The sequence below is a fragment of the Pseudomonas sp. YY-1 genome, assembly GCF_002843095.1.
GTDB lineage: Bacteria > Pseudomonadota > Gammaproteobacteria > Pseudomonadales > Pseudomonadaceae > Aquipseudomonas > Aquipseudomonas sediminis_A.
In genome coordinates, this window is sequence record NZ_PJLX01000020.1 from 15,896 (window position 1) to 37,711 (window position 21,816).

Here is a 21,816-nt window from a genome sequence, read left to right on the forward strand (position 1 = left end):
ATTGGCGAGGGAGCTGTTCGATACCGCTTACCTTCTATGCTCTGACCTCTAATCCTCAAGGAGCCTGAAATGACCAGCCTTGCCCAAGCCCAATGTGAAGCCTGCCGCGCCGATGCGCCGAAAGTGACCGATGAAGAACTGGCCGAGCTGATCCGCGAGATCCCCGAATGGAACATCGAGGTGCGCGGCGACCACATGGAGCTGGAGCGCGTGTACCTGTTCAAGAACTTCCGCCATGCCCTGGCCTTCACCAATGCCGTGGGCGCCATCGCCGAGGAAGTGGGTCACCATCCGGCGCTGCTCACCGAATGGGGCAAGGTCACCGTCACCTGGTGGAGCCACGAGATGCGCGGCCTGCACCGCAACGACTTCATCATGGCCGCACGTACCGACGTATTGGCCGCCAGCGCCGAGGGCCGCAAGTTAGCCATTTCGCCCAGGTCGCCCGCGTGCCGGGCGATCCCATCCTCAGCCTGATGGAAGCCTATCGGCAGGACAGCAACCCGGCGCGCCTGGACCTTGGCGTCGGCGTCTACAAGGACGCCCAAGGCCTGACGCCGATCCCGCGCGCAGTGAAACTGGCCGAGCAACGCCTGCTCGACCTCGAACAGACCAAGACCTACATCGGCGGCCATGGCGACGCGGCGTTCGGCACGCTGCTCAGCCAGCTGGTGCTGGGTGTGGACTCGGCACTGCTCGCCGAGCAGCGCGCCGGCGCAACGCAAACACCAGGCGGCACCGGTGCCCTGCGTCTGGCGGGTGATTTCATTCGTCACTGCCTGCCGGGGCGTGGGATCTGGCTGAGCGATCCGACCTGGCCGATCCATGAAACCCTGTTCGCCGAAGCCGGGCTCAAGGTCGGCCACTACCCCTACGTCGGCGCTGACAACCGCCTCGACGTGGAAGCCATGATCGCCGCCCTCGCTCACCTGCCCAAGGGCGACGTGGTACTGCTGCATGCCTGCTGCCACAACCCCACCGGTTTTGACCTGACCCCGCGCGACTGGAAACGCGTGCTGGAGGTGGTCAAGGCACGTGAACTGCTGCCGCTGATCGACTTCGCCTACCAGGGCTTCGGTGATGGCCTGGAAGAAGACGCCTGGGCAGTGCGCCTGTTCGCCGCCGAGTTGCCGGAGCTGCTGATCACCAGCTCCTGCTCGAAGAACTTCGGCCTCTATCGCGAACGCACCGGTGCCCTGATCGTCTGCGCCAGCGGCGCAGAGAAACTCATCGACATTCGCAGTCAGTTGGCCTCCATCGCCCGCAACCTGTGGTCGACGCCGCCCGCCCATGGCGCGGCGGTGGTGGCGCAGATACTCGGCGACGAGGAGTTGAAAGGCCTCTGGCTGGACGAGCTGGAAGGTATGCGCCTACGCGTGGCCAGCCTGCGCCGTGGCCTGGTCGAAGCACTTGCGCCGCACGGTTTGAACGAGCGTTTCGCGCATATCGCCGAACAGCGCGGCATGTTCTCCTACACCGGCCTGTCGCCGCTGCAGGTGCAACGCTTGCGCGAGGAGTTCAGCGTGTACATGGTCGGCAGCGGCCGCGCCAACGTCGCGGGGCTGGATGCCAGCCGACTGGATCAACTAGCCGACGCCATCGCTCGAGTCTGCGTGAACTGAGTCAACAGGCGGCTGGTCTTAGAGCCTGTTTACGATCTCGCGAGCTAGAGCGATACAAGGCAAAAACAAGCGAGGAAGCGCAGTTTACGAGTGGTAAATGAGCATTCCGACCGGGCTGGCGCTCCAGCTTGTTTTTAACGCAGTAGCGCCGACGCGCAGCAGATCGTAAACAGGTTCTTAGAGACCGCCGCCTGCCAGCTTCACAGCTATAGTGCGGTCATCGCCATTCACGACGGATTCGCCAATGGCCGTACCCAGCAACATCCTTTTTCGCGCCTACCAGCGCATCATCCACAGCCTGGCGTTTTACCCGACGCTGATCGCCATCGGCTTTTTCCTGCTGTGCCTGCTGACCATGGCTGCCGAGTACCAACCATGGATGATGGCGTTCAAGGATCACGTCGATCTTGGCCTGGTAAGCAATGCAGACAATGCCAGGCTGATCCTCGGCACGCTGGTCACGGGTATTCTGTCATTGATGGTGTTCAGTTTCTCGATGGTCATGGTGGTGCTCAACAACGCAGCCGCATCGCTGTCACCACGGGTGATTCCCGGCCTGGTCAGTAACAAGGGGCACCAGAAAACCCTGGGGTTCTACCTCGGCACCATCCTCTACGCGCTGCTGCTGATCACCACCATCGAGCAGGGCAACAATGAGCGAATACCCAGCCTCGGCGTACTCATAACCCTGGCCCTGGGCATCGTCTGCCTGGGCTTGTTCGTGCACTTCATTCGCTCGATATCGCAGTCGATTCAGGTCGAGCACATCCTCGGTAACCTCTACAGCACCAGCCTGGAAAAGCTCGATGCCTGCGGTGGCAGTCCAGCTTCGCGCGACGTCGCGCCCCAATGGCCGGATGACAGTGAGTGGATCACCGTTCACGCGCAGCGCAACGGCTACTTCAAGGAGCTCAACATCAAGGAGGTCAACACGCTGCTGCAGCGCCATCAGGTACGGATGACAGTCCTTGCCCACCGCGGTTTCTTCGTCAGCGAGGGGCATCCGCTGTTTCGCCTGGAGCGTCCGCTAGATGGAGCCGTGTGCCAGCAACTGCTCGATTGCTTCGACTTCTTCATCGAGGAGTACGCCAGCAGCCATTACTTCTTCGGTTGCCGGCAGATGTCGGAGATCGCCGTGAAGGCGCTGAGCCCCGGCATCAACGATCCGGGCACGGCAATCAAGACCGTGGACCTGCTCAGCGTACTGTTGAGCAGACGCCTGGCGCTGTCCGAACGAGATTTCGCCAGCCTGCCCGACGAGCCACCGCGGCTGTGCTACCAGGAGCTTTCGCTGGACCAGCTACTGCTGCAACTGCTGGGTCCGATACGCACCTATGGCGCCGCCGATGTCTGTGTGCTGGTCAGCCTGCTGCAGGCCTTCAAGAACCTGCTGCATCGCCCTGCCAGCTGCCAGCAACGCGCCGACCTTCTGTGCCATGCACGCAGCGTACGCGACACCGCCGAGCGCCATTTGCGCGAGCGGCGTGATCGCGAGGAAATCAACGATTTCATCACTCGCATCAATCGCGCGTTGCAGGACTCGGATCAGCCGCTGGCGCCCCTGCAAATCGCGAACGAGGCACCATGATGGTGCCAAGTTTGCCGCCAAAAAATTGCATGACCGTTCATCAGTAAAAATAATCGTTATAAATCAAATAGATAAAAACGAAACGCAAAAAACATGGCGTACTTCATGCTTGCTATCAGGGGCACAGTTCCCTAGGGTAGTTTGCATGTGGTCCCTGATTGCCCCCATCAGTTCATTGCTGAGCGGGGTCGCGTTACTCCTGCTTGGCAATGGTCTGCTCAACACCCTCCTGACCCTGCGTGGCGTCGCCGAAGGCTACTCCACCACGATGCTCGGACTGATCATGTCCGGGTACTTCGTCGGGTTCCTCCTCGGTACCTGGCTGGCGACTCCGCTGGTCAAACGTATCGGGCACATTCGCGCGTTCGCCTGTTGTGCCGCCCTGGCCGCCATCGCCGCCCTGCTCCATCTGCTGCTGATAAATCCCTGGGTCTGGCTGGGCCTGCGGGTGCTCTACGGCCTGGGGCTGGTGACGTTGTACATGGTCATCGAGAGCTGGCTCAACGCCCAGGCGCCCAACGAGAAGCGCGGCCAGGTGTTCGCCGTGTACATGGCGGTCAACCTTGGCGCACTGGCGCTGGCCCAGCAGTTGCTGCACCTGGCCGACCCGGTGCAATTCACGCTGTTCGCCATCGCAGCAATCCTCATCAGCGCTGCGCTGATGCCCATTACCCTGACTCGTCAGGCACAGCCGAGCCTGCCGGAAACGCCGCCGACCAACCTGCGCCAACTGTGGACTATCGCACCGCTGGCGATAGTCGCCGCCGGGCTTTCCGGCCTGGCCATGGGCGGTTTCTGGGGCATGGCGCCGGTCTACGCCAGCCTGGCCGGCTTCGATACCTCCGGCGTAGGCCTGCTGATGACCGCGACCATTCTCGGCGGCGCCCTGTTGCAATGGCCCATCGGTATCTACTCGGATCGTCACGACCGGCGCCAGGTACTGCTCTGGGTGGTGATACTGGCAGTCGCCCTGGCGCTGATCATGAGCCTACTGCCGGCCGGTCCGCTGCTACTCGGCGCCATCTTCATCTGGGGTGGGCTGGCCTTCGCCATCTACCCAATCGCTGTGGCGCAACTGATCGACCAGTTGCACAGCGACGAGATTCTTTCCGGCTCAGCCAGCTTGCTGATGGTCAATGGCATCGGCTCGGTGTGCGGCCCGTTGCTGGCTGGCGTGCTGATGGAGCAACTGGGCGCCAGCGCACTGCCACTGTACTTCGCCTGCACCCTCGGCCTGCTGGCCGCCTATACCTTTTACCGGCTGCGCCATGTCAGCGATCTGGTCAGCGGCGACGCCGCGCACTTCACGCCCATGCTGCGTACCAGCCCTACGGTGCTGGAGCTGATGCCCGATGCACCACCGCAAGATCACGAAGCTACGGAGGAACCTTCCCCCCACGCCTCCTGAACACCTGGCAGGCTGTTGAAAAACGACCTGCTGAAGGACGGCTGTTTCGGCAAGGCCCCGAGCCTACCCCAAGCAGCCAGAAACCCGGCCCCTCGGCCGCGCACATTCGCGCCGAGCCGCAGCGGCCACTTCTGGAGAAACAACGATGCTATTAGCTACCGACCTGGATGGAACCTTTCTCGCTGGCGACCCCGAAGATCGCCTGAGCCTCTATCAGACCATCGCCGCCCACCCCGAAATCAAGCTCGCCTACGTCACCGGGCGCAGCCTAGAAGCCGTGCTGCCGCTGCTGGCCGACCCAACGTTGCCGCAGCCGGACTACATCATCGCCGACGTCGGCGCGACCCTGGTGCATGGCGACAGCCTGCAACCGATCCAGCAGTTGCAAAGCGTGGTCGATGCCCGCTGGCCCGGCGAAACCCAGGTAGCCAGCGCCATCGAGCCGTTCGGTCTGGAACGCCAGGACGTGCCACAGGCGCGTCGCTGCTCCTACTTCTGCACGCCCGAACAGGCGGCCAACCCGGCACTACGCGAGATCGCCGATGAGCTCGGTTGCGACCTGCTGTACTCCGCCGAGCTGTACCTGGATTTCCTGCCCAAGGGCGTGAACAAGGGCAGCAGCCTGCAGGCCCTGGCCGACTGGCTGGAGCTGAGCCACGATCAGGTGCTGGCCGCTGGCGACACGCTCAATGACCTGTCCATGCTCAGCTCCAGCTTCCATGGCGTGTGCGTCGGCGAGTCGGAAACCGCATTGCTGGAAGCCACCAACCACCATTCACGCACCCTGCACGCCGAGCGTCCGGGCTGCGGCGGCATCCTCGAAGCCTTTGCCCACTTCGGCTTCCTCGGCGAGCACGGTATCGCCGCCGAACGCCGCCAGGCCGCGCAACCCGGCAAGGCCGAGCTGGTGATGGTCTATCACCGCCTGCCCTATGAGGAATACCGCAACGCGGCCGGCAAGCTGCAACGCCGCCGACCCACTTCGCCCAATGGCATCATCCCCACCCTGCTCAGCTTCTTCGGCGACGGCCGCCCCGGTTCCTGGGTTGCCTGGGCTGTGCACGAGGATGGCGACGAACCGTTCGACAGCCACACCACCGTGGACGCCGAGCGCTATCCCAAGCTCACCGCCGCGCGGGTCAAGCTGAGCAAGGAAGAAGTCGATATCTTCTACAAGCGCTTCTCCAAGGAAGCCTTCTGGCCAACTCTGCACACCTTCTGGGAACGCGCCACCTTCAACGAGGACGACTGGCAGGTATTCCTCAAGGTCAACCGCGCCTTCGCCGAACGCACCGCGCTGGAGGCCGCCGAAGGCGCCATCGTCTGGCTGCACGACTACAACCTGTGGATGGTGCCGGCCTACCTGCGCGAGCTGCGCCCGGACCTGCGCATCGCCTTCTTCCACCACACCTACTTCCCCTCGGCCGACGTGTTCAACGTGTTGCCGTGGCGCCGGCAGATCGTCGGCAGCCTGTTGCAGTGCGACTACATCGGCTTCCACATTCCACGCCAGGTGGAGAACTTCGTCGACGTCGCTCGTGGCGTGTTCCCGCTGAAAACCCTGGAGCGGCAGAACTGCGCGCCGCGCTTCATCACTTACGGCTGCGCCGTGGGCCTGGAGCGCATGACCACCGAACTGGACACCGGCACCCGTCAGGTCAAGCTCGGCGCACACCCTGTCGGGCTGGACATAGACCGCGTGCGAGGCGCCCTGGAGGCGCCGAAGATCAAGGAACTGATGGGTCAACTGCGTGAGGAAATGAAAGGCGTGAAGCTGATCCTCTCGGTAGAGCGCCTCGACTACACCAAAGGCATTCTGGAAAAGCTCAACGCTTACGAGCGCCTGCTGGCCGATAACCCCGAGCTGATCGGCAAGGTCACCCTGGTCACCGTGTGCGTACCGGCGGCCAAGGAGATGACCGTCTACAACGAGCTGCAAAGCCAGATCGAGCAGGCGGTCGGCCGTATCAACGGCCGCTTCGCACGCATTGGCTGGACGCCGCTGCAGTTCTTCTTCCGCAGCCTGCCCTTCGAGGAAGTCAGCGCCTGGTACGCCATGGCCGACGTCATGTGGATCACCCCGCTACGTGACGGCCTCAACCTGGTGGCCAAGGAGTTCGTCGCAGCGCAGGGCTTGCTCGGCGGACGTGGCGTGCTGGTGCTGTCGGAGTTCGCCGGTGCCGCAGCCGAGCTCAAGGGCGCGCTGCTGACCAACCCGCATGATCCGGCAGACCTGGCGCAGACCTGCTATCTGGCGTTGAACCTGCCGAAAAGCGAGGCCCAGGCGCGCCTGCGCGAGCTGTTCGATATCGTCTGCTACAACGACATTCGCCGCTGGGGCGAGGAGTTCCTGGCGGGCGTGCAAGTGCAGGAAGAACCCAAGCCGCTGACGTTGGTGAGCTGAGAAAGCCCTTCGCGGCTGAAGCGGAATACCGCACAGCCGCTCCTACGGCCTAACTGGTCTGGTAGGAGCGGCTTCAGCCGCGAAGGCGCAGTCTCGTTTCCCCGGATTTCATCCGGGCTACGTTTGCCGAGAAATTCGCCGTCAACCTTCCTGGCTATCGACCACGCAGTTGATCATCCATGGCACACCGAAACGGTCAGTGAGCATGGCGAATTGGGTCGCCCAGAAGGTAGCCTGCAACGCCATCTGCACCTCGCCACCAGCCGACAGTGCTTCATATAGGCGTTCGGCCTCCGGCACGTTGTCCACCTGCAGAGAAATCGAGCAGCCCTTGATGCCCTCGTGCGGATACTGCGGGATGGTGTCCGACGCCATCAGGATCTGATCACCCGCCGTCAGGCACACGTGCATCACCCGATCGTGAAACTCCGGCGGCACCTCGCCAGCATCCGGGCTCTCGCCGAAGCGCATCAGTTCCAGCTTGCCGCCCAGTAGCTCCGCGTAGAAGTTGAAGGCTTGCTCGCACTGGCCATCGAACATCAGATAGGCATGAATCTTCATCGCTACTCTCCTTGATTTTCACTGCTCATGCGTGCGCGGATACGTTCTTCCTGCTCACGCAACTCGGGGGTGAATTCGGCGCCGAAATCTTCGGCCTCGAAGATCTGCCGAATCTCGATATCGGATTCGCCAGGCATGGGGTTGGGACAACGTTTGACCCAGTCGACGCAGGCCTGCAGCGACTCGACCTGAAAGATCCAGAAGCCGGCTACCAGCTCCTTGGTCTCCATGAACGGGCCATCGATCACCGTGCGCTGCGCCCCGGAAAACCTCACACGGGCGCCCCTGGAACTGGGGTGAAGACCTTCGGCAGCCTGAATCACGCCAGCGGCCGCCAACTCTTCGTTGTAACGGCCCATGGCCGTCAGCAGCTCTTCGCTGGGCATCACACCGGCTTCGGAATCGGCCGTCGCTTTGACAACCACCATGAAACGCATCGCCTTTCTCCTTGTTCGAGTCGAAGTCGCGCGCAGGGTGTCTCCCTACGGCTGACAGTGAACCCAGGGCGGGGTTCTATGCAGTAGTCGAACGAGTGAAGAAAGAATCGACAGGCGCTAGGAATATTTTCGTCGGGTCGCCTGATACGACCCGCGGCAGGGATAGAGTGCGCGGCGCCTCAAGGAACGCGCCGCGCAGGCAGGATCAAACGCGGAAGCGACTGACCATGGACTGCAATTGGCCGCCCAGGCGCGCCAGCTCGGCCGAGGATTTGGCCGTTTCGTCGCTGGCAGTGGCGGTCTGTTCGGAGACATCGCGCACGCTGAGGATGCTGCGGCTGATTTCCTCGGCCACGGCGCTCTGCTGTTCCGCAGCAGCGGCGATCTGCTGGTTCATCGACTGAATGTTGGACACCGCCAGGGTGATGCTGCCCAACGAGTCGCCGGCCTTGCGCGTCAGCTCGACACTGCTGTCGGTCAGGTTGCGACTGTTGCGCATCACCGCGGCGACCTGCTGAGTGCCGCTCTGCAGGCCAGCGATCAGCGCTTCGATTTCCTCGGTGGACTTCTGCGTACGCTGCGCCAGGCCGCGAACCTCATCGGCGACCACGGCAAAACCGCGCCCGGCCTCGCCAGCACGCGCCGCCTCGATGGCAGCGTTGAGCGCCAGCAGGTTGGTCTGCTCGGCCACCGACTTGATCACGTCCATGACGCTGCCGATCTTGTCGCTTTCCTGCTGCAACCCATTCATCGCATCGCTGGAGCGGCTGACTTCGGCGGCCAGACGTTCGATCTGCGAAATTACCTCGGCCACCACCTGATCACCGACACGCGCCTGGCCATCGGCCTGGTTGGCTGCCTGCGAAGCCTGCTCGGCGTTGCGCGCGACTTCCTGCACGGTGGCCGACATCTCGTGCATGGCGGTAGCGACCTGATCGGTCTCGCTCTTCTGGCTGTTGGCACCGGCGCTGGTCTGCTCGGTGACCGCCGACAATTCTTCGGCGGCGCTGGCGATCTGCGTGACGCTGTCGCGGATGCCGGAGATCAGCTCACGCAGGGTGCTGGCCATGTACTGGATACCCTGCTGCAACTGACCCATCTCGTCGCGACGGTCGACCTGGACGGTAGCGGTGAGATCGCCCTCGGCAATGCGCTGTACCGCGCCGAGAGTGTCCTGCAGTGGACGGGTGATCTGCCGGGTGATGATCCAGGCAGCCAGCACGCCGAACAGCAGGGCCAGCAACGTGGTAATGATCTGCAGATTGCGTGCAGTGGCGGTTTCCTCGTCACGACGGTCGATCTGGATCTGTACCAGCGCGGCGTTGTCCTTGACGATCTGGTAGCCCTGCTGGGTCAGCGCCACGCGTTCGGCGACGATGATGTCGTTGGCCTGACTGAAACGCTGCACTTGCGCCTGATAGGCATCGAGACCGGCGCGCACAGCGCTGATCGCGCCACCCTGCTCGCCGGCGAAGGCCGCAGCCAGGGCATCGATACTCTGCACGGCACGCTCGCTCTGGGTGCGCATCGCCTGTTCGGTATCGGCATTGGGATTGGCCGTGTAGCCGCGCACTTCGTAGCGGGTCAGCTGCAGGCTCTCACGCACATCGCGCACGGCCAGGTAACGCGGGGAGCGCCGCTCGTCGAACTCCGGCATCTGCTGCACGGCCTTGTACAGATTTTCAAGCTCAGCAAAAGCCTGCTTCGCCAGGCTGCCCATCTGCTCGCGAGCAGCGCGCGCCGTGCGATAGGCATCGGCCATACGATTGAAGGATTGCTTGTAGAGCTCGATCTGCTCGGCCTGCTGCGTCAGCAAGCGAACGTTTTCTTCACTGCGGAAGCGGCTGCGCACCTCGGCGTGTGCAGCGCTGTAGCTGGACAGCGACTTTTGCACCACCTCGGCCATCTTCTCGTCGCCGTTATCCAGCATGTAGCGCAGGCGGTCGACGCGCAGCTCGGTCAGCAGATTGCTCAGGTGACTGATGTCGGCAGTCCAGTTGCTGCGCTGAATCAGACTGCCCATGCTGGTCCAGGCCACGCTGGCGAGGATCAGGGTCAGGGCCAGCACCAGACCGAAGCCGAGCGCCAGCTTGCGGGTCACGCTTAGGTTCGCGAACCAGGTGTTCATAACAATTCTCCAACTGCGGATGTTTCAGGTTTCGCTGGAGAATTGTTTTTGTTGAAGCCAGCACAAGGGATCAGCTGACGTAGTAAGCGACTGGCAGGGCACAGATATTAAGCGGCTGCGACATTCTGCAGCGGCCGCGTATCAGTCCAGCAGCTGCAGGGCCTCGGTGCTGCATTGCTGGATACGTGCCCAGTCGCTGCTTTCCACCCACTCGCGCTGGAACATCCAAGTGCCGCCTACGCACATGACGTTGGGCTGCGCCATGTAGCGCTGCAGGTTGTCCGGGGTGATGCCGCCGGTGGGGCAGAAACGCACCCCGCCGAAAGGCCCGGCCAGCGCCTTGAGCGCCGCGACGCCACCGCAGATTTCCGCCGGGAACAGCTTGAAGCGGCGATAACCCAGGGCGTAGCCAACCATCAGTTCCGATGCACTGCTCACACCCGGCAGCAGCGGCAGCGGGTTATCCAGCGCGGCCAGCAACAGCTCACGCGTGCTGCCCGGCGTGACGATGAACTGCGCACCGGCGGCGGTCGCCGCGGCGAGCATGTCTTCATCCAGCACGGTGCCAGCGCCAACGCAGAGTTCGGGGCGCTCGGCACGCAGGCGGCGAATCGCTTCCAGACCGTGCTCAGAGCGCAGGGTCACTTCCAGTACGCGCAGGCCACCAGCGGCCAGGGCGTCGGCCAGCGGCAGGATGTCCGCCTCGCGGGCGATGGTGATCACCGGCATGATCCGCGCCTGCGCGCAGATGCGGTCGATCTCGGCGATTTTGTCGGCCATGCGCGCGCGCTGGCCTTGGTCGAGGCTGGTCATGTCAGGAGCACCAATGGATTTCAAGAGGGGAATTGAGGAAGGCGCGGATCGGCAGCTCGGAGGTTTCACCGGGCTGCAGCGCCGCACTGAGGATGTTCAGTTTCGCCTGGCCCTGGATCGCCAGCAGCGGCAGGCGTGCGCTGGCCAATATCGGCAGAGTCAGGGTCAGGCGTTGCGCCGGCTCGCTCGGCGCGAGCATCGGCAGCACGCGGCGCGCGCAGTCCGGCTGTAGCGCCTGCTGCAGATTAGGGCTGTGCGGGAACAGCGAGGCGGTATGACCGTCATCGCCCATGCCCAGCACCAGCACATCGATGGGCGCCAGCTCGGTAACCGCGGCATCGGCCAGCTCGGCTGCCTGCTCGAGGTTGCCAGCGACCTGATAGAGACTGAGAAAACGCGCTTCGGCGGCCGGGCCACGGAGCAGATGACGACGCACCAGCGCCTCGTTACTGCCCGCATGATTGATCGGCACCCAACGCTCATCAGCCAGGCTCACCAGCACCTGCGCCCAGGGCAAATCCTGCTGCGCCAATGCCTCGAAGAACGGCACCGGGCTGCGCCCGCCGGACACTACCAGGGTGGCCTGACCGCGACTGGCGATGGCTTGGCGCAGCGCATCGGCCACGCGCGCGGCCAATGCCTGGGCCAGTTGCTCGGCGTCATCGTGCGGGCAGGCCTGCACGCCTGACGGCAGTTTCAGTTCAGAGATCGCCATACCAGCTCCTGCCATCTCGGGTGATCAACGCGACCGAGGCCATGGGGCCCCAACTGCCGGCGGTGTAGGGTTTCGGCGCCTCGCCGAGACGATGCCAGCCGTCGATCAACTGATCGCACCACTGCCAGGCGTACTCGATCTCGTCCTTGCGCACGAACAGGTTCTGATTGCCGCGCATCACTTCCAGCAGCAGACGCTCGTAGGCATCGGGGATGCGCGCACTGCGGTAGGTATCGGAAAAACTCAGCTGCAGCGGACCACTGCGTAGCTGCATGCCCTTGTCCAGGCCCTGATCCTTGGTCAGCACCTGCAGCGCGATACCCTCGTCCGGCTGTAGACGGATGATCAGCTTGTTGCCGATCAGCTGGCGTTGCTCCGGGGCGAAGATGTAATGCGGTGGCGCCTTGAAGTGGATGACGATCTGCGACAGCTTCTGCGGCATGCGCTTGCCGGTACGCAGATAGAATGGCACGCCGGCCCAGCGCCAGTTGCGGATGTCGGCACGCAGGGCGACGAAGGTTTCGGTGTCGCTCTGGGTGTTGGAGTTCTCTTCTTCCAGATAGCCGGGCACCGCGCGCCCATCGCTGCTGCCGGCCACGTACTGGCCGCGCACCACGCGCTGGCCGAGCTGCTCGACGTTGATCGGCTCCAGCGCCTTGAGCACCTTGACCTTCTCATCGCGGATGCTGTCGGCCGACAGGTCGCTGGGCGGGTCCATGGCGATCAGGCAGAGCAGTTGCAGCAGGTGGTTCTGGATCATGTCGCGCAGTTGCCCGGCCTGATCGAAGTAACCCCAGCGCCCTTCGATACCGACCTTCTCGGCCACGGTGATTTCCACGTGGGAGATGTGGTTCTGGTTCCACTGGGTCTCGAACAGGCTGTTGGCAAAGCGCAGGGCGATGAGGTTCTGCACCGTCTCCTTGCCCAGGTAATGGTCGATGCGATAGACGCGGTTTTCCGGGAACACCTGAGCCACGGCATCGTTGACCGCACGCGAGGACGAGAGGTCGTGGCCGATGGGCTTCTCCAGCACCACCCGCGTGCCCTCGGCCAGCCCGACGGCAGCCAGGTTGGCGCAGATGCCACCGTATACCGAGGCAGGCGTGGCGAAGTAGGCGATCAACTGATCTTGCGGGCTCACATGTTCGAGCAGCGCCGCATAATCGTCGGCCTTGAGGAAGTCCATGCTCAGGTAGCTCAGGCGCGCCAAAAACCGCGCCATGTCGGTTTCCGTCAGCTCCTTGGCTGGTACGTGCAGGCGCAACGCCTGCTCGATGGCGCGCAGGTGACCACTCGGCTCGCCCGTTTCACGGGCCAGGGCGAGGATGCGCGTGCCATCGTGCAGCAAACCGGCGCGATCGAGCTGGTAAAGCGCGGGAAACAACTTGCGCAAGGCCAGATCGCCCAGCGCGCCGAACAAGGCAAAGGTGCAGGATTCAAGCTTCATCGCAGGCATGAGTTTGTTCTTTTATCAAGATGCACTAGAAATACCGGGTGATACTGCTTTTATCAAGGAAAAATGTTGTGATAGCAACAACATTATTCACTACATCCGATAAGTCAGTGGTGGCCACGGGGCGGCATCAGTAGGATAGGCCGGTTGTTTTACCGCCCATCGCCTGTCACCAAGCCCGTTCAACCGCCTGTTAGGAGCCCTTATGGACCGCGTGCGCAACCTGCTGGAACAGATCCAGAGCCGCCTGGACGACCTGAACAAGGCCGAACGCAAGGTCGCCGAAGTGATCCTGCACGACCCGCAGCAGGCCACGCGCTTCAGCATCGCTGCGCTGGCCCAGGCCGCCGCCGTCAGTGAGCCGACGGTCAACCGTTTCTGCCGCTCGTTCGGCGCCAACGGCTATCCGGAACTGAAGATGCAGCTGGCGCAGAGCCTGGCCAGCGGCGCCGCCTACGTCAGCCGCGCGGTATCGGCCGACGACGGCCCCGAGGCTTACACGCGCAAGATCTTTGGCAGCACCATCGCCTCGCTGGACAGCGCCTGCCAGAGCCTCGACCCGCAGCACGTCAGCCGCGCCGTCGACCTGCTGATCCAGGCGCGGCAAATCCACTTCTTCGGCCTCGGCGCCTCGGCCTCGGTAGCGCTGGACGCACAGCACAAGTTCTTTCGTTTCAACCTCGCGGTCTCTGCACACTCCGACGTGCTGATGCAGCGCATGATCGCCTCGGTGGCGCACACCGGCGATCTGTTCGTGATCATTTCCTACACCGGGCGCACCCGCGAGTTGGTGGAAGTGGCGCGCCTGGCGCGCGAGAACGGCGCTTCGGTGCTCGGCCTCACCGCCGCCGGCTCGCCGCTGGCCAAGGCCAGCACCCTGAGCCTGGACATTCCGCTGCCGGAAGACACCGACATCTACATGCCGATGACCTCGCGCATCATCCAGCTCACCGTACTCGACGTACTCGCCACCGGCGTCACCCTGCGCCGCGGCGTCGACTTCCAGCCACACCTGCGCAAGATCAAGGAAAGCCTCAGCGCCAGCCGTTACCCGGCGGATGAAGAGCCGCTCTGAGGCGTCTGCAGGAGCCAGCCTGCCGACGATTCGTCGTATCGGCACGATCCAAAAGGCATCGCCGGCAACCCGGCTTCTACCGTTCTGCTGCACTGCTGGCTAAATACTGTCGTGGCTCGACCAGGCAAATAGCGACGCTTCTGGTAGGCTTGCCGGCTTTTCCGACCCTGCCAGGAAATCCGTCATGCAAGCTCTGATTGCCCTCAGCCGTTTCATCGGCAACACCTTCGCCATCTGGGTGTTGCTGTTCGCCGTCATGGCCTTCTTCCAGCCCAGCTGGTTCCTGCCACTGACCGCCTGGATCGTGCCGCTGCTCGGTCTGATCATGTTCGGCATGGGCCTGACGCTCAAGGGCGCGGACTTCCAGGAAGTCGCCCGTCGCCCGCTGGCCGTGCTGCTTGGCGTGCTGGCTCAGTTCATCATCATGCCCTGCACCGCCTGGCTGCTGTGCCAGGCGTTCGCGCTGCCGCCGGAAATCGCCGTGGGCGTGATCCTGGTGGGCTGCTGCCCAGGCGGCACCGCCTCCAACGTGATCACCTGGTTCGCCCGTGGCGACCTGGCGCTATCGGTCTCGATCACCGCCGTCACTACCCTACTCGCCCCGCTCGTGACCCCGGCACTGATCTGGATGCTGGCGTCGGAATGGCTGCCGGTGTCGTTCAGCGCCATGTTCATCTCCATCCTCAAGATGGTGCTGCTGCCTATCGCCCTCGGTCTGATCGCCCAGCGCCTGCTCGGCGAGCGAGTGAAGACCGCCATCGAGGTGCTGCCGCTGATTTCCGTGGTGAGCATCGTCGCCATCGTCGCCGCCGTAGTCGCGGCCAGCCAGGGCAAGATCGCCGAATCAGGCCTGCTGATCATGGCCGTGGTGATCCTGCACAACGGCATCGGCCTGGGCCTGGGTTACCTGGCCGGACGCCTGTTCGGCATGTCGCTGGCGCAGCGCAAGACATTGTCGATCGAAGTCGGCATGCAGAACTCCGGCCTCGGCGCCGCCCTGGCCAGCGCGCACTTCAGCCCACTGGCCGCCGTGCCCAGCGCTCTGTTCAGTGTTTGGCACAACCTGTCCGGCCCGTTGCTGGCGACCATTTATCGTCGAATGAGTCAGAGCTCGGAGAAAGCCGCCGACTGACCCAACGCCTCGCACCAATCCGGGGCACCTTGCCCCGGATACGCCAATATGCACAATATTGGCGCACGCGAGGACGACCTCCGCACCCTGAGCTCAGGGTGGCTCATCCGGGGGACGGCCCCTTCAGCCACTGGAGGTGACCATGTCCTGGATCATTCTGTTTCTCGCCGGCCTGTTCGAGGTCGGCTGGGCCATCGGCCTGAAATACACCGAAGGCTTCACCCGCCCCTTGCCAACGGCGCTGACCGTCTGCGCCATGTTGGTCAGCCTCGGCCTGCTCGGTCTGGCCATGAAGGAACTGCCGTTAGGCACCGCCTACGCCATCTGGACCGGCGTAGGGGCGGTGGGCACGGTGATCGCCGGCATCATCCTGTTCGGCGAGTCGATGGCGCTGCTGCGCCTGGCCAGCGTGGCGCTGATCGTCTGTGGGTTGATCGGGCTCAAGATGAGCCATTGAGAAAGCCAGAACTCAACTTCGTGGGAGGCGCTTTAGCGGCGAATCGCGGCTAAAGCCCCTCCCACACGCCTCTCGCTATCGCCAATCCCCACGCAAGGCCGCCACCTGCGCCTGCAACGCCTCGCGCTTGGCCTGCTCCGGCGCAATCGGCGTTCCCGCCACCAGGCACACCCGCGACCACAGGCGCTTGAACACCCCTTTGTGCGGGTCGCGACTGAAGAAGCTGCCCCACAAGCCTTGCAGCGCCATGGGAATCACCGGCACCGGGTTCTCTTCGAGAATGCGCTCGACACCCGCCTTGAACTCGTCGATCTCACCATCGCCGCTCAGCTTGCCTTCGGGGAAGATGCACACCAGCTCGCCATTGCGCAGGTGCTCAGCGATCTTCTTGAACGCAGCGTCGTAGATCAGCAGGTCCTCGTTGCGACCGGCAATCGGCACGGTGCCGGCGGTGCGGAAGACGAAGTTGAGCACCGGCAGGTCGTAGATCCTGTAATACATGACGAAACGCACCGGCCGGCGAATGGCGCCGCCGATCAACAACGCATCCACGAACGACACGTGGTTGCACACCAGCACCGCCGCCCCCTCGTCAGGGATAGCATCGAGCCCCTTGTGCTCGACCCGATACATCGAATGCCCCAGCAGCCAGATGAGAAAGCGCATGCTGAATTCGGGGACGATCTTGAAGATGTAGCTGTTGACCGCGACGTTCATCAGCGAAATGGCCAGGAACAGCTGCGGAATCGACAGCCCGGCGACGCTCAGGAACAGGATCGCAACGATGGCCGAGGCGACCATGAACAGCGCATTGAGGATGTTGTTCGCCGCGATCACCCGCGCCCGCTCGTGCTCGGCGGTGCGTGACTGGATCAGCGCATACAGCGGCACGATGTAGAAGCCGCCGAACAGGCCGATGCCGAGGATGCAGCCGAGAATCCACCAGGCCTGGCCGTAGCCCAGCAGCGCCAGCCAATCATGCGGCGCAGCACCTTCCGGGAAACCGCCGGAGAACCACCACAGCAGCATGCCGAACAGGGTCAGGCCGATGGAGCCGAACGGCACCAAGCCGATCTCCACCTTGTGCCCGCTCATGCGCTCGCAGAGCATCGAGCCCAGGCCGATCCCCAACGAGAACACGGTGAGAATCAGCGTCACCACGCTCTCGTCGCCGTACAGCCACTCCTTGGCGTAGGCCGGAATCTGCGTCAGGTAGATCGCGCCGAGAAACCAGAACCAAGAGTTGCCCACCAGCGAGCGCGACACCGCAGGGCGCTGGCCCAGGCCAAGCTTCATGATCACCCAGGACTGACGGAAGATATTCCAGTCCAGCGGCAGTTCAGGCATGGCAGCCGACGCCTTGGGAATGCCCAGGCTGGCGATGTAGCCGAGCAGCGCCACGCCGACCACCGAACCGGCGACGATGGGCGCATAGCTGCTGCTGGCCATCATGATGCCGGCGCCGATGGTGCCGGCCAGAATCGCCAGGAAGGTGCCCATTTCCACCAGGGCGTTACCGCCCACCAGCTCCTGCTCCTTGAGGTGCTGCGGCAGGATCGAATACTTCACCGGGCCAAACAGCGCCGACTGCGTGCCCATGGCGAACAGCACAGCGAGCATCAGCGGCAGGTTGTCCAGCAGCACCCCGGCGGCGCCGGCGAGCATGATGCCGATCTCGGCGAACTTGATCTTGCGGATCAGCGCGTCCTTGGCGAACTTCTCGCCAAACTGCCCGCCGAGGGCAGAGAACAGAAAGAACGGCAGGATGAACAGCAAGGCGCAGAGATTGACCAGCAGATCGCGGTCGACGCCCGTGTTGAGCTTGAAGAGGATGGCGAGAATCAGCGACTGCTTGAAGATGTTGTCGTTGAAGGCGCCGAGCAATTGCGTCACGAAAAACGGCAGAAAGCGCTTCTTGCCGAGCAGGGCGAATTGCGATTGTTGGGTCATCGTCCATGGTCCTCGCGGGAGTCGGTTTTTGCCCGCACAGGCATTTGACTGCAAATCCCCCCACGAAAGCCACAAGGCAAATGCGAACGCCTTTGCGATCACACGACGCTCTGGGGGCGGACTTCCGGTAGGGTGCGCCGTGCGCACTAGGGCTTGTCGGTTTCTCGGTGCACGCGGCGCGCCCTACCACTCGCCCAAACACAGCGCAAAAAAACGGCAGCCCAGTCGGGCTACCGTTCTCGAACTCGGAGAAAACGTCAGAACTAATCGCGTTCCACCACTTCTTATGTGAACAGCATTACCTTTGTGGGAGGGGCTTCAGCCGCGACAGCAACCGCAAGAAGCTCGCCGCTGAAGCGCCTCCCACGTCCGACGGCCTCGGCCCGGTAGGGTGCACCAAACGCAGCGCAAAAAAAACGGCAGCCCAATCGGGCTACCGTTCTCGAACTCGGAGAAAACGTCAGTGCCCTCGCACTGACTACAACCTCACCTGCACTCCCTGGGGAATGCCAGCGCAGTCTGACAAAAGCCAGCCTCAGCGTCCGTTTAGCTTTGTTACCTGCCTGCAAAGAAATGTAAACGGCAGATGACTGCACGGTCCGCCGCGCGGCACAATCGCGCCCATGAACGCTCACCACCCCGCCTGCTGTAGCCCTCTCGACACGCACAACCCGCTACCCCGCGCAGTGGACGGCGCGCAGCTGATCAGCACACATTTCGACCCTGCCCTACTCGCAGAAGATGATTTCGCTCGCTGCGATATCGCCCCGGTGCGCGGCGTGGCCAAGCGTCAAGCCGAGTATCTGGCCGGACGCCTGTGCGCCCGCGAGGCGCTGCGCCGCGTGACCGGCCAGCCCAGCGTGCCGGCCGTCGGCGAAGACCGCGCGCCGCAGTGGCCACGTGGCGTGGTCGGCTCCATCACCCATGGCGACAACTGGGCTGCTGCACTTGTCGCCCAGCGTGAGCATTGGCGCGCCCTGGGCCTGGACGTCGAGCGCCTGCTGCCCGCAGAACGCGCCCAACGCCTGCAGGGCGAAATCCTCACTCCCGCCGAAGTACAGCGCCTGCAAAACCTGGACGACGAGACCCGCGCCACACGCATCAGCCTGACCTTCTCGCTCAAGGAAAGCCTGTTCAAGGCGCTCTACCCGCTGACCCTGACACGTTTCTATTTCCATGACGCCGAGTTGCTGGAGATGGACCACGACAGCGCACGCCTGCGCCTGCTGATCGATCTGCACCCGGACTGGCGCACGGGCGCCGAGCTGGATGGCCAGTTCGCGCTATTCGATAATAAGGTGCTGAGCCTGGTGGCCGTGGCGGCGTGATCAAGCTCCCCGACGTACATGGATAAGCCGGTGCGCGCGGCGCACCCTACCAAGTCGCGATATCCCACGCTTCGCCGGTAGGGTGCGCCATGCGCACCGGGGTCGGCACAAGGCCGCGCCCTACTCCCCCTGACGCCGCGGCCACACCAGGCTGAAACGCGCGCCACCGAGGCTATCGCTGCGACTGATCTGCGCCCGGCCGCCATGCCAGTAGATGATCCGGCGCACGATGGACAGGCCCAGGCCATGCCCACCGGAGGCCCGCGTGCGGCTGTCATCGAGGCGTAGGAAGGGGCTGAACAGGCGCTCCCAGGCTTCTTCCGGCACGCCCGGGCCGTCGTCCTCGACGTCGATGCGGCAACGCTTGTAGCCGACCTGGCAACTGATCAGCACCTTGCCTTCGGCGTAACGCATAGCGTTGCTGACCAGATTCTGCAGCGCGCGGTGCAAATAGCGCGGCTCAGCCTCAACCCAGCAGGCGCCCTCGGCCTGCACGCTGAGCACCGCACCCGCCTCCACGCGCACCTTGTTGCTCAGCGGCGCCAACTCGTCGATCACCTGATCGATCAGCGCCTTGAGCTCAACCTGCTGGAAATTCAGCGCCGGCGAACCCTGCTCCAGGCGCGCGTAGGTCAGCATCTCGTCGACCAGCTTGTCGAGATCCTGGATATCACTGTCCATGCCGTCCATGTACTTGCGTCGGGCATTTTCACTCGGTGCATCGGCGATCATCTCCAGACCGAAGCGCAACCGCGCCACCGGCGTGCGCAGCTCGTGGGACACCGCGCGCACCAGCTCGCGCTGCGTGCTCAGGGAGGTCTGCAGGTGCTCGGCCATGGCGTTGAAGCTGCTGGCCAGGCGCCCTACCGAGTCCGCGCCACGCGTCGGCACGCGCGCATCCAGGCGGCCGCTGGCGATGTGCGTGGCCGCGCCCTCGAGCGCACGCAGGCGCTGCTCCAGCGAGCGCACCAGGAGATAGACGATCAAGCCGATCAGGCTCAGGCCCAGCGCGCCGATCAGCACCAGCAGCTGCGGCGGATAGGGGTTCATCTGGTAAAGCGGGCCGATTTCCAGTACCCAGGGTGTATCGACGATGCCGGAGAACACATAGATGGAGTCGCCGCCCTTGCCGAGCGCCATCACCGTATCGCCCTCGTCGATGCGCCGCCGCTGGTCGAGGTCGATGGTGGCGTCCTCCAGGCGTACCAGTTGCAGGTTGAAGCCGAACTGCTTGGCTGCCTTCAGCTCGGCCAGGCGCTGCGGCTGCTCTTCCACCGGGTAACGGATCAGCTCATCGATCAGCAGGTAGTTGGTAGCCCGCGCCAGTTGCTCGCTGATCTGCTGAATCTCACCGGTCAGCAGCAGCGGCTGCTTGCCGTCGAGCAGGCCATAGACCTTGGCCGAGTGCGGGCCAGTCTGCTGCACCAGCACGTGGCCGCGCTGCAGCCGGTTGCGCTCGCTGCTTTCCAGCGGCACGTCGCTCAGGGCCTGCAGCTCCAGCGGAATGCCAAGCAGACGCGACCACACCACCAGGGCGCGCTTGCGCTCCACCTCGTTCATCGGCAGTAGGTTGTCCGCCATCAGGCGGAAGGTGCCGCGCGCCAGGCCTTCGCGGTACTGGTCGCCGCGCACCTCGTTGACCAGATGCAGAGTGCCGACGCCCAGCAGCGCCACCAGCACCAGCGCGGCGAGCATTCCGCCATAGATGCGCAGGAAGATCGAATTCATGGCCGCCCGATCAATCGCGCAGGATCGGCGGCGCATCACCGAACGGCAGCGCTTCGGCGGCCTCGGCGACGAACAGGTAGCCTTTGCTGCGCACCGTCTTGATCATCCGCGGATGCATCGGGTCATCGCCGATCTTCGGGCGGATGCGCGAAATGCGCACGTCGATGGAACGGTCCTGGCCGTCGTACTCGATACCGCGCAGGGAATTGAAAATCTCCTCGCGCGACAGGATGCGCCCGGCGTTGGCCGCCAGCAGCCAGAGCAGATCGAACTCGGCGCTGGTCAGCTCGATGCCCTGCTCGCCCAGCCAGGCTTCGCGCATGGCGCTGTCGATAGCCAGCGCACCAAACTGCAGACGTCGCGGCTGACCTTCATCACGCTCACTCTCGCTGCCCTCACGGCGGCGCAGCAGTGCACGAATGCGCGCCAGCAGCACACGCGGGCGCACCGGCTTGCACACGTAGTCGTCGGCACCCATCTCCAGGCCCAGCACCTGATCCATGTCGTCAGTACGCGCGGTCAGCATCAGGATCGGCCCCTTGTAACCGCTGCGTACCTTGCGGCAGATGCTCAGACCGTCTTCACCCGGCAGCATCAGGTCGAGAATCACCAGGTGCGGCTGCTCGGCGAGAATCCGCGCCGCCGCACGCGCACCATCGGCTTCGATGGACACACGCAGGCCGTTGCCCTCCAGATACTCGCGGGTCAACTGCGCCAAGCGCTGGTCATCCTCGACGATCAGAATCTGCCACGCTTCTTGTTCCACACCCATTCCCCTTCGCATAGCGGCAAGCGCCGCAAACACCGTCGCCATTCTAGGGGCTGAGCGCGTCCCGGCGCGAGCGGCAAACCAGCGCCCAAGCCTGGCGCCGGGTTAAGCACAGCACATGCCAAAAGCACTATATATAGTGGTAGTCTGTGCGCCGCCGAGCAGCTTCGCCAACTCGCTGAAATCCTTCCCCCAGGGGCGACGAACGGTCATTGGTAGCCAGAGCCAGAGAACACGCGGGCTACGCC

General features: G+C 63.7%; 18 protein-coding genes. 9 read left to right on the forward strand and 9 right to left on the reverse strand.

The features are described 5' to 3' along the window. Positions 1-69: 69 nt before the first annotated feature. The 5 genes from CXP40_RS21895 to ggpS all read left to right on the forward strand — a co-directional run bounded on the left by CXP40_RS21895 (position 70) and on the right by ggpS (position 7,022). Positions 70-477 (forward strand): 4a-hydroxytetrahydrobiopterin dehydratase, encoded by a 408-nt coding sequence (locus tag CXP40_RS21895; protein ID WP_106735440.1) that lies wholly within the window; start codon positions 70-72, stop codon positions 475-477. Then, positions 477-1,622 carry an amino acid aminotransferase gene (locus tag CXP40_RS21900; protein ID WP_106735504.1) on the forward strand — a complete coding sequence of 382 codons (1,146 nt, stop codon included), beginning with the start codon at positions 477-479 and terminating at the stop codon, positions 1,620-1,622. Before CXP40_RS21895 ends, CXP40_RS21900 begins: the two co-directional genes overlap by 1 nt. Positions 1,623-1,866: 244 nt before the next feature. Further along, on the forward strand, positions 1,867-3,210 hold the full coding sequence (locus tag CXP40_RS21905) for a DUF2254 domain-containing protein (protein ID WP_106735441.1): 1,344 nt from the start codon (positions 1,867-1,869) through the stop codon (positions 3,208-3,210). 145 nt (positions 3,211-3,355) lie between these two features. Continuing rightward, complete coding sequence (locus tag CXP40_RS21910) at positions 3,356-4,618, forward strand: MFS transporter (protein WP_106735442.1); 1,263 nt, start codon at positions 3,356-3,358, stop codon at positions 4,616-4,618. Between the two features lie 145 nt (positions 4,619-4,763). After that, the gene (ggpS, locus tag CXP40_RS21915) at positions 4,764-7,022 is read left to right on the forward strand and encodes a glucosylglycerol-phosphate synthase (RefSeq protein WP_106735443.1); all 2,259 of its coding nucleotides are present in this window, start codon (positions 4,764-4,766) and stop codon (positions 7,020-7,022) included. A 141-nt stretch (positions 7,023-7,163) separates the two neighbouring features. Here ggpS and CXP40_RS21920 read toward each other — a convergent pair whose 3' ends face one another. The 6 genes from CXP40_RS21920 to zwf all read right to left on the reverse strand — a co-directional run bounded on the left by CXP40_RS21920 (position 7,164) and on the right by zwf (position 13,132). Next, on the reverse strand, positions 7,164-7,583 hold the full coding sequence (locus CXP40_RS21920; protein ID WP_106735444.1) for a VOC family protein: 420 nt from the start codon (positions 7,581-7,583) through the stop codon (positions 7,164-7,166). 2 nt (positions 7,584-7,585) lie between these two features. After that, positions 7,586-8,020, reverse strand: coding sequence for a YciI family protein (locus CXP40_RS21925; protein WP_106735445.1), 435 nt, complete (start codon positions 8,018-8,020; stop codon positions 7,586-7,588). A 205-nt stretch (positions 8,021-8,225) separates the two neighbouring features. Continuing rightward, a complete protein-coding gene (locus tag CXP40_RS21930) occupies positions 8,226-10,148 on the reverse strand; it encodes a methyl-accepting chemotaxis protein (protein WP_106735446.1) in 1,923 nt (640 codons plus the stop codon). Between the two features lie 141 nt (positions 10,149-10,289). After that, positions 10,290-10,961, reverse strand: coding sequence for a bifunctional 4-hydroxy-2-oxoglutarate aldolase/2-dehydro-3-deoxy-phosphogluconate aldolase (locus tag CXP40_RS21935; protein ID WP_106735447.1), 672 nt, complete (start codon positions 10,959-10,961; stop codon positions 10,290-10,292). 1 nt (position 10,962) lies between these two features. Next, the gene (gene pgl / locus CXP40_RS21940; RefSeq protein WP_106735448.1) at positions 10,963-11,676 is read right to left on the reverse strand and encodes a 6-phosphogluconolactonase; all 714 of its coding nucleotides are present in this window, start codon (positions 11,674-11,676) and stop codon (positions 10,963-10,965) included. Next, complete coding sequence (gene zwf, locus CXP40_RS21945; RefSeq protein ID WP_106735449.1) at positions 11,663-13,132, reverse strand: glucose-6-phosphate dehydrogenase; 1,470 nt, start codon at positions 13,130-13,132, stop codon at positions 11,663-11,665. The genes pgl and zwf overlap by 14 nt, the downstream gene beginning before the upstream one ends. Positions 13,133-13,343: 211 nt before the next feature. On the opposite strand from zwf, the gene CXP40_RS21950 reads away from it, so the two are divergent. The 3 genes from CXP40_RS21950 (at position 13,344) to sugE (ending at position 15,793) form a co-directional block, all read left to right on the forward strand. Further along, entirely contained in the window at positions 13,344-14,204 is an 861-nt protein-coding gene (locus CXP40_RS21950) for a MurR/RpiR family transcriptional regulator (protein ID WP_177429707.1), read from the forward strand. Between the two features lie 184 nt (positions 14,205-14,388). Beyond that, the gene (locus tag CXP40_RS21955; protein WP_106735450.1) at positions 14,389-15,336 is read left to right on the forward strand and encodes a bile acid:sodium symporter family protein; all 948 of its coding nucleotides are present in this window, start codon (positions 14,389-14,391) and stop codon (positions 15,334-15,336) included. Positions 15,337-15,478: 142 nt separating this feature from the next. Further along, positions 15,479-15,793 carry a quaternary ammonium compound efflux SMR transporter SugE gene (sugE, locus tag CXP40_RS21960; protein WP_017674886.1) on the forward strand — a complete coding sequence of 105 codons (315 nt, stop codon included), beginning with the start codon at positions 15,479-15,481 and terminating at the stop codon, positions 15,791-15,793. A 75-nt stretch (positions 15,794-15,868) separates the two neighbouring features. On the opposite strand, the gene CXP40_RS21965 is transcribed toward sugE, so the two are convergent. Next, positions 15,869-17,743, reverse strand: a complete 1,875-nt coding sequence (locus tag CXP40_RS21965; RefSeq protein WP_106735451.1) for an MFS transporter — start codon at positions 17,741-17,743, stop codon at positions 15,869-15,871. 623 nt (positions 17,744-18,366) lie between these two features. Between CXP40_RS21965 and CXP40_RS21970 the strand changes: the two genes are divergently transcribed. Further along, entirely contained in the window at positions 18,367-19,071 is a 705-nt protein-coding gene (locus CXP40_RS21970) for a 4'-phosphopantetheinyl transferase (RefSeq protein WP_106735452.1), read from the forward strand. Between the two features lie 120 nt (positions 19,072-19,191). On the opposite strand, the gene CXP40_RS21975 is transcribed toward CXP40_RS21970, so the two are convergent. Both CXP40_RS21975 and CXP40_RS21980 read right to left on the reverse strand, forming a co-directional pair. Beyond that, positions 19,192-20,799, reverse strand: a complete 1,608-nt coding sequence (locus CXP40_RS21975; RefSeq protein ID WP_106735453.1) for an ATP-binding protein — start codon at positions 20,797-20,799, stop codon at positions 19,192-19,194. 10 nt (positions 20,800-20,809) lie between these two features. Next, entirely contained in the window at positions 20,810-21,565 is a 756-nt protein-coding gene (locus CXP40_RS21980; RefSeq protein WP_106735505.1) for a winged helix-turn-helix domain-containing protein, read from the reverse strand. Between the last annotated feature and the right edge of the window lie 251 nt (positions 21,566-21,816).

Bases quoted from the DNA above. Each gene is read 5' to 3' on its own strand.
- CXP40_RS21925 (WP_106735445.1), bottom strand. From the start codon at position 8,020: ATGCGTTTCATGGTGGTTGTCAAAGCGACGGCCGATTCCGAAGCCGGT.
- CXP40_RS21970 (WP_106735452.1), top strand. From the start codon at position 18,367: ATGAACGCTCACCACCCCGCCTGCTGTAGCCCTCTCGACACGCACAAC.
- CXP40_RS21975 (WP_106735453.1), bottom strand. From the start codon at position 20,799: ATGAATTCGATCTTCCTGCGCATCTATGGCGGAATGCTCGCCGCGCTG.
- zwf (WP_106735449.1), bottom strand. From the start codon at position 13,132: ATGCCTGCGATGAAGCTTGAATCCTGCACCTTTGCCTTGTTCGGCGCG.
- CXP40_RS21920 (WP_106735444.1), bottom strand. From the start codon at position 7,583: ATGAAGATTCATGCCTATCTGATGTTCGATGGCCAGTGCGAGCAAGCC.
- sugE (WP_017674886.1), top strand. From the start codon at position 15,479: ATGTCCTGGATCATTCTGTTTCTCGCCGGCCTGTTCGAGGTCGGCTGG.
- CXP40_RS21955 (WP_106735450.1), top strand. From the start codon at position 14,389: ATGCAAGCTCTGATTGCCCTCAGCCGTTTCATCGGCAACACCTTCGCC.
- pgl (WP_106735448.1), bottom strand. From the start codon at position 11,676: ATGGCGATCTCTGAACTGAAACTGCCGTCAGGCGTGCAGGCCTGCCCG.
- CXP40_RS21900 (WP_106735504.1), top strand. From the start codon at position 477: ATGGAAGCCTATCGGCAGGACAGCAACCCGGCGCGCCTGGACCTTGGC.
- CXP40_RS21935 (WP_106735447.1), bottom strand. From the start codon at position 10,961: ATGACCAGCCTCGACCAAGGCCAGCGCGCGCGCATGGCCGACAAAATC.
- CXP40_RS21895 (WP_106735440.1), top strand. From the start codon at position 70: ATGACCAGCCTTGCCCAAGCCCAATGTGAAGCCTGCCGCGCCGATGCG.
- CXP40_RS21910 (WP_106735442.1), top strand. From the start codon at position 3,356: ATGTGGTCCCTGATTGCCCCCATCAGTTCATTGCTGAGCGGGGTCGCG.
- CXP40_RS21930 (WP_106735446.1), bottom strand. From the start codon at position 10,148: ATGAACACCTGGTTCGCGAACCTAAGCGTGACCCGCAAGCTGGCGCTC.
- CXP40_RS21965 (WP_106735451.1), bottom strand. From the start codon at position 17,743: ATGACCCAACAATCGCAATTCGCCCTGCTCGGCAAGAAGCGCTTTCTG.
- CXP40_RS21905 (WP_106735441.1), top strand. From the start codon at position 1,867: ATGGCCGTACCCAGCAACATCCTTTTTCGCGCCTACCAGCGCATCATC.
- ggpS (WP_106735443.1), top strand. From the start codon at position 4,764: ATGCTATTAGCTACCGACCTGGATGGAACCTTTCTCGCTGGCGACCCC.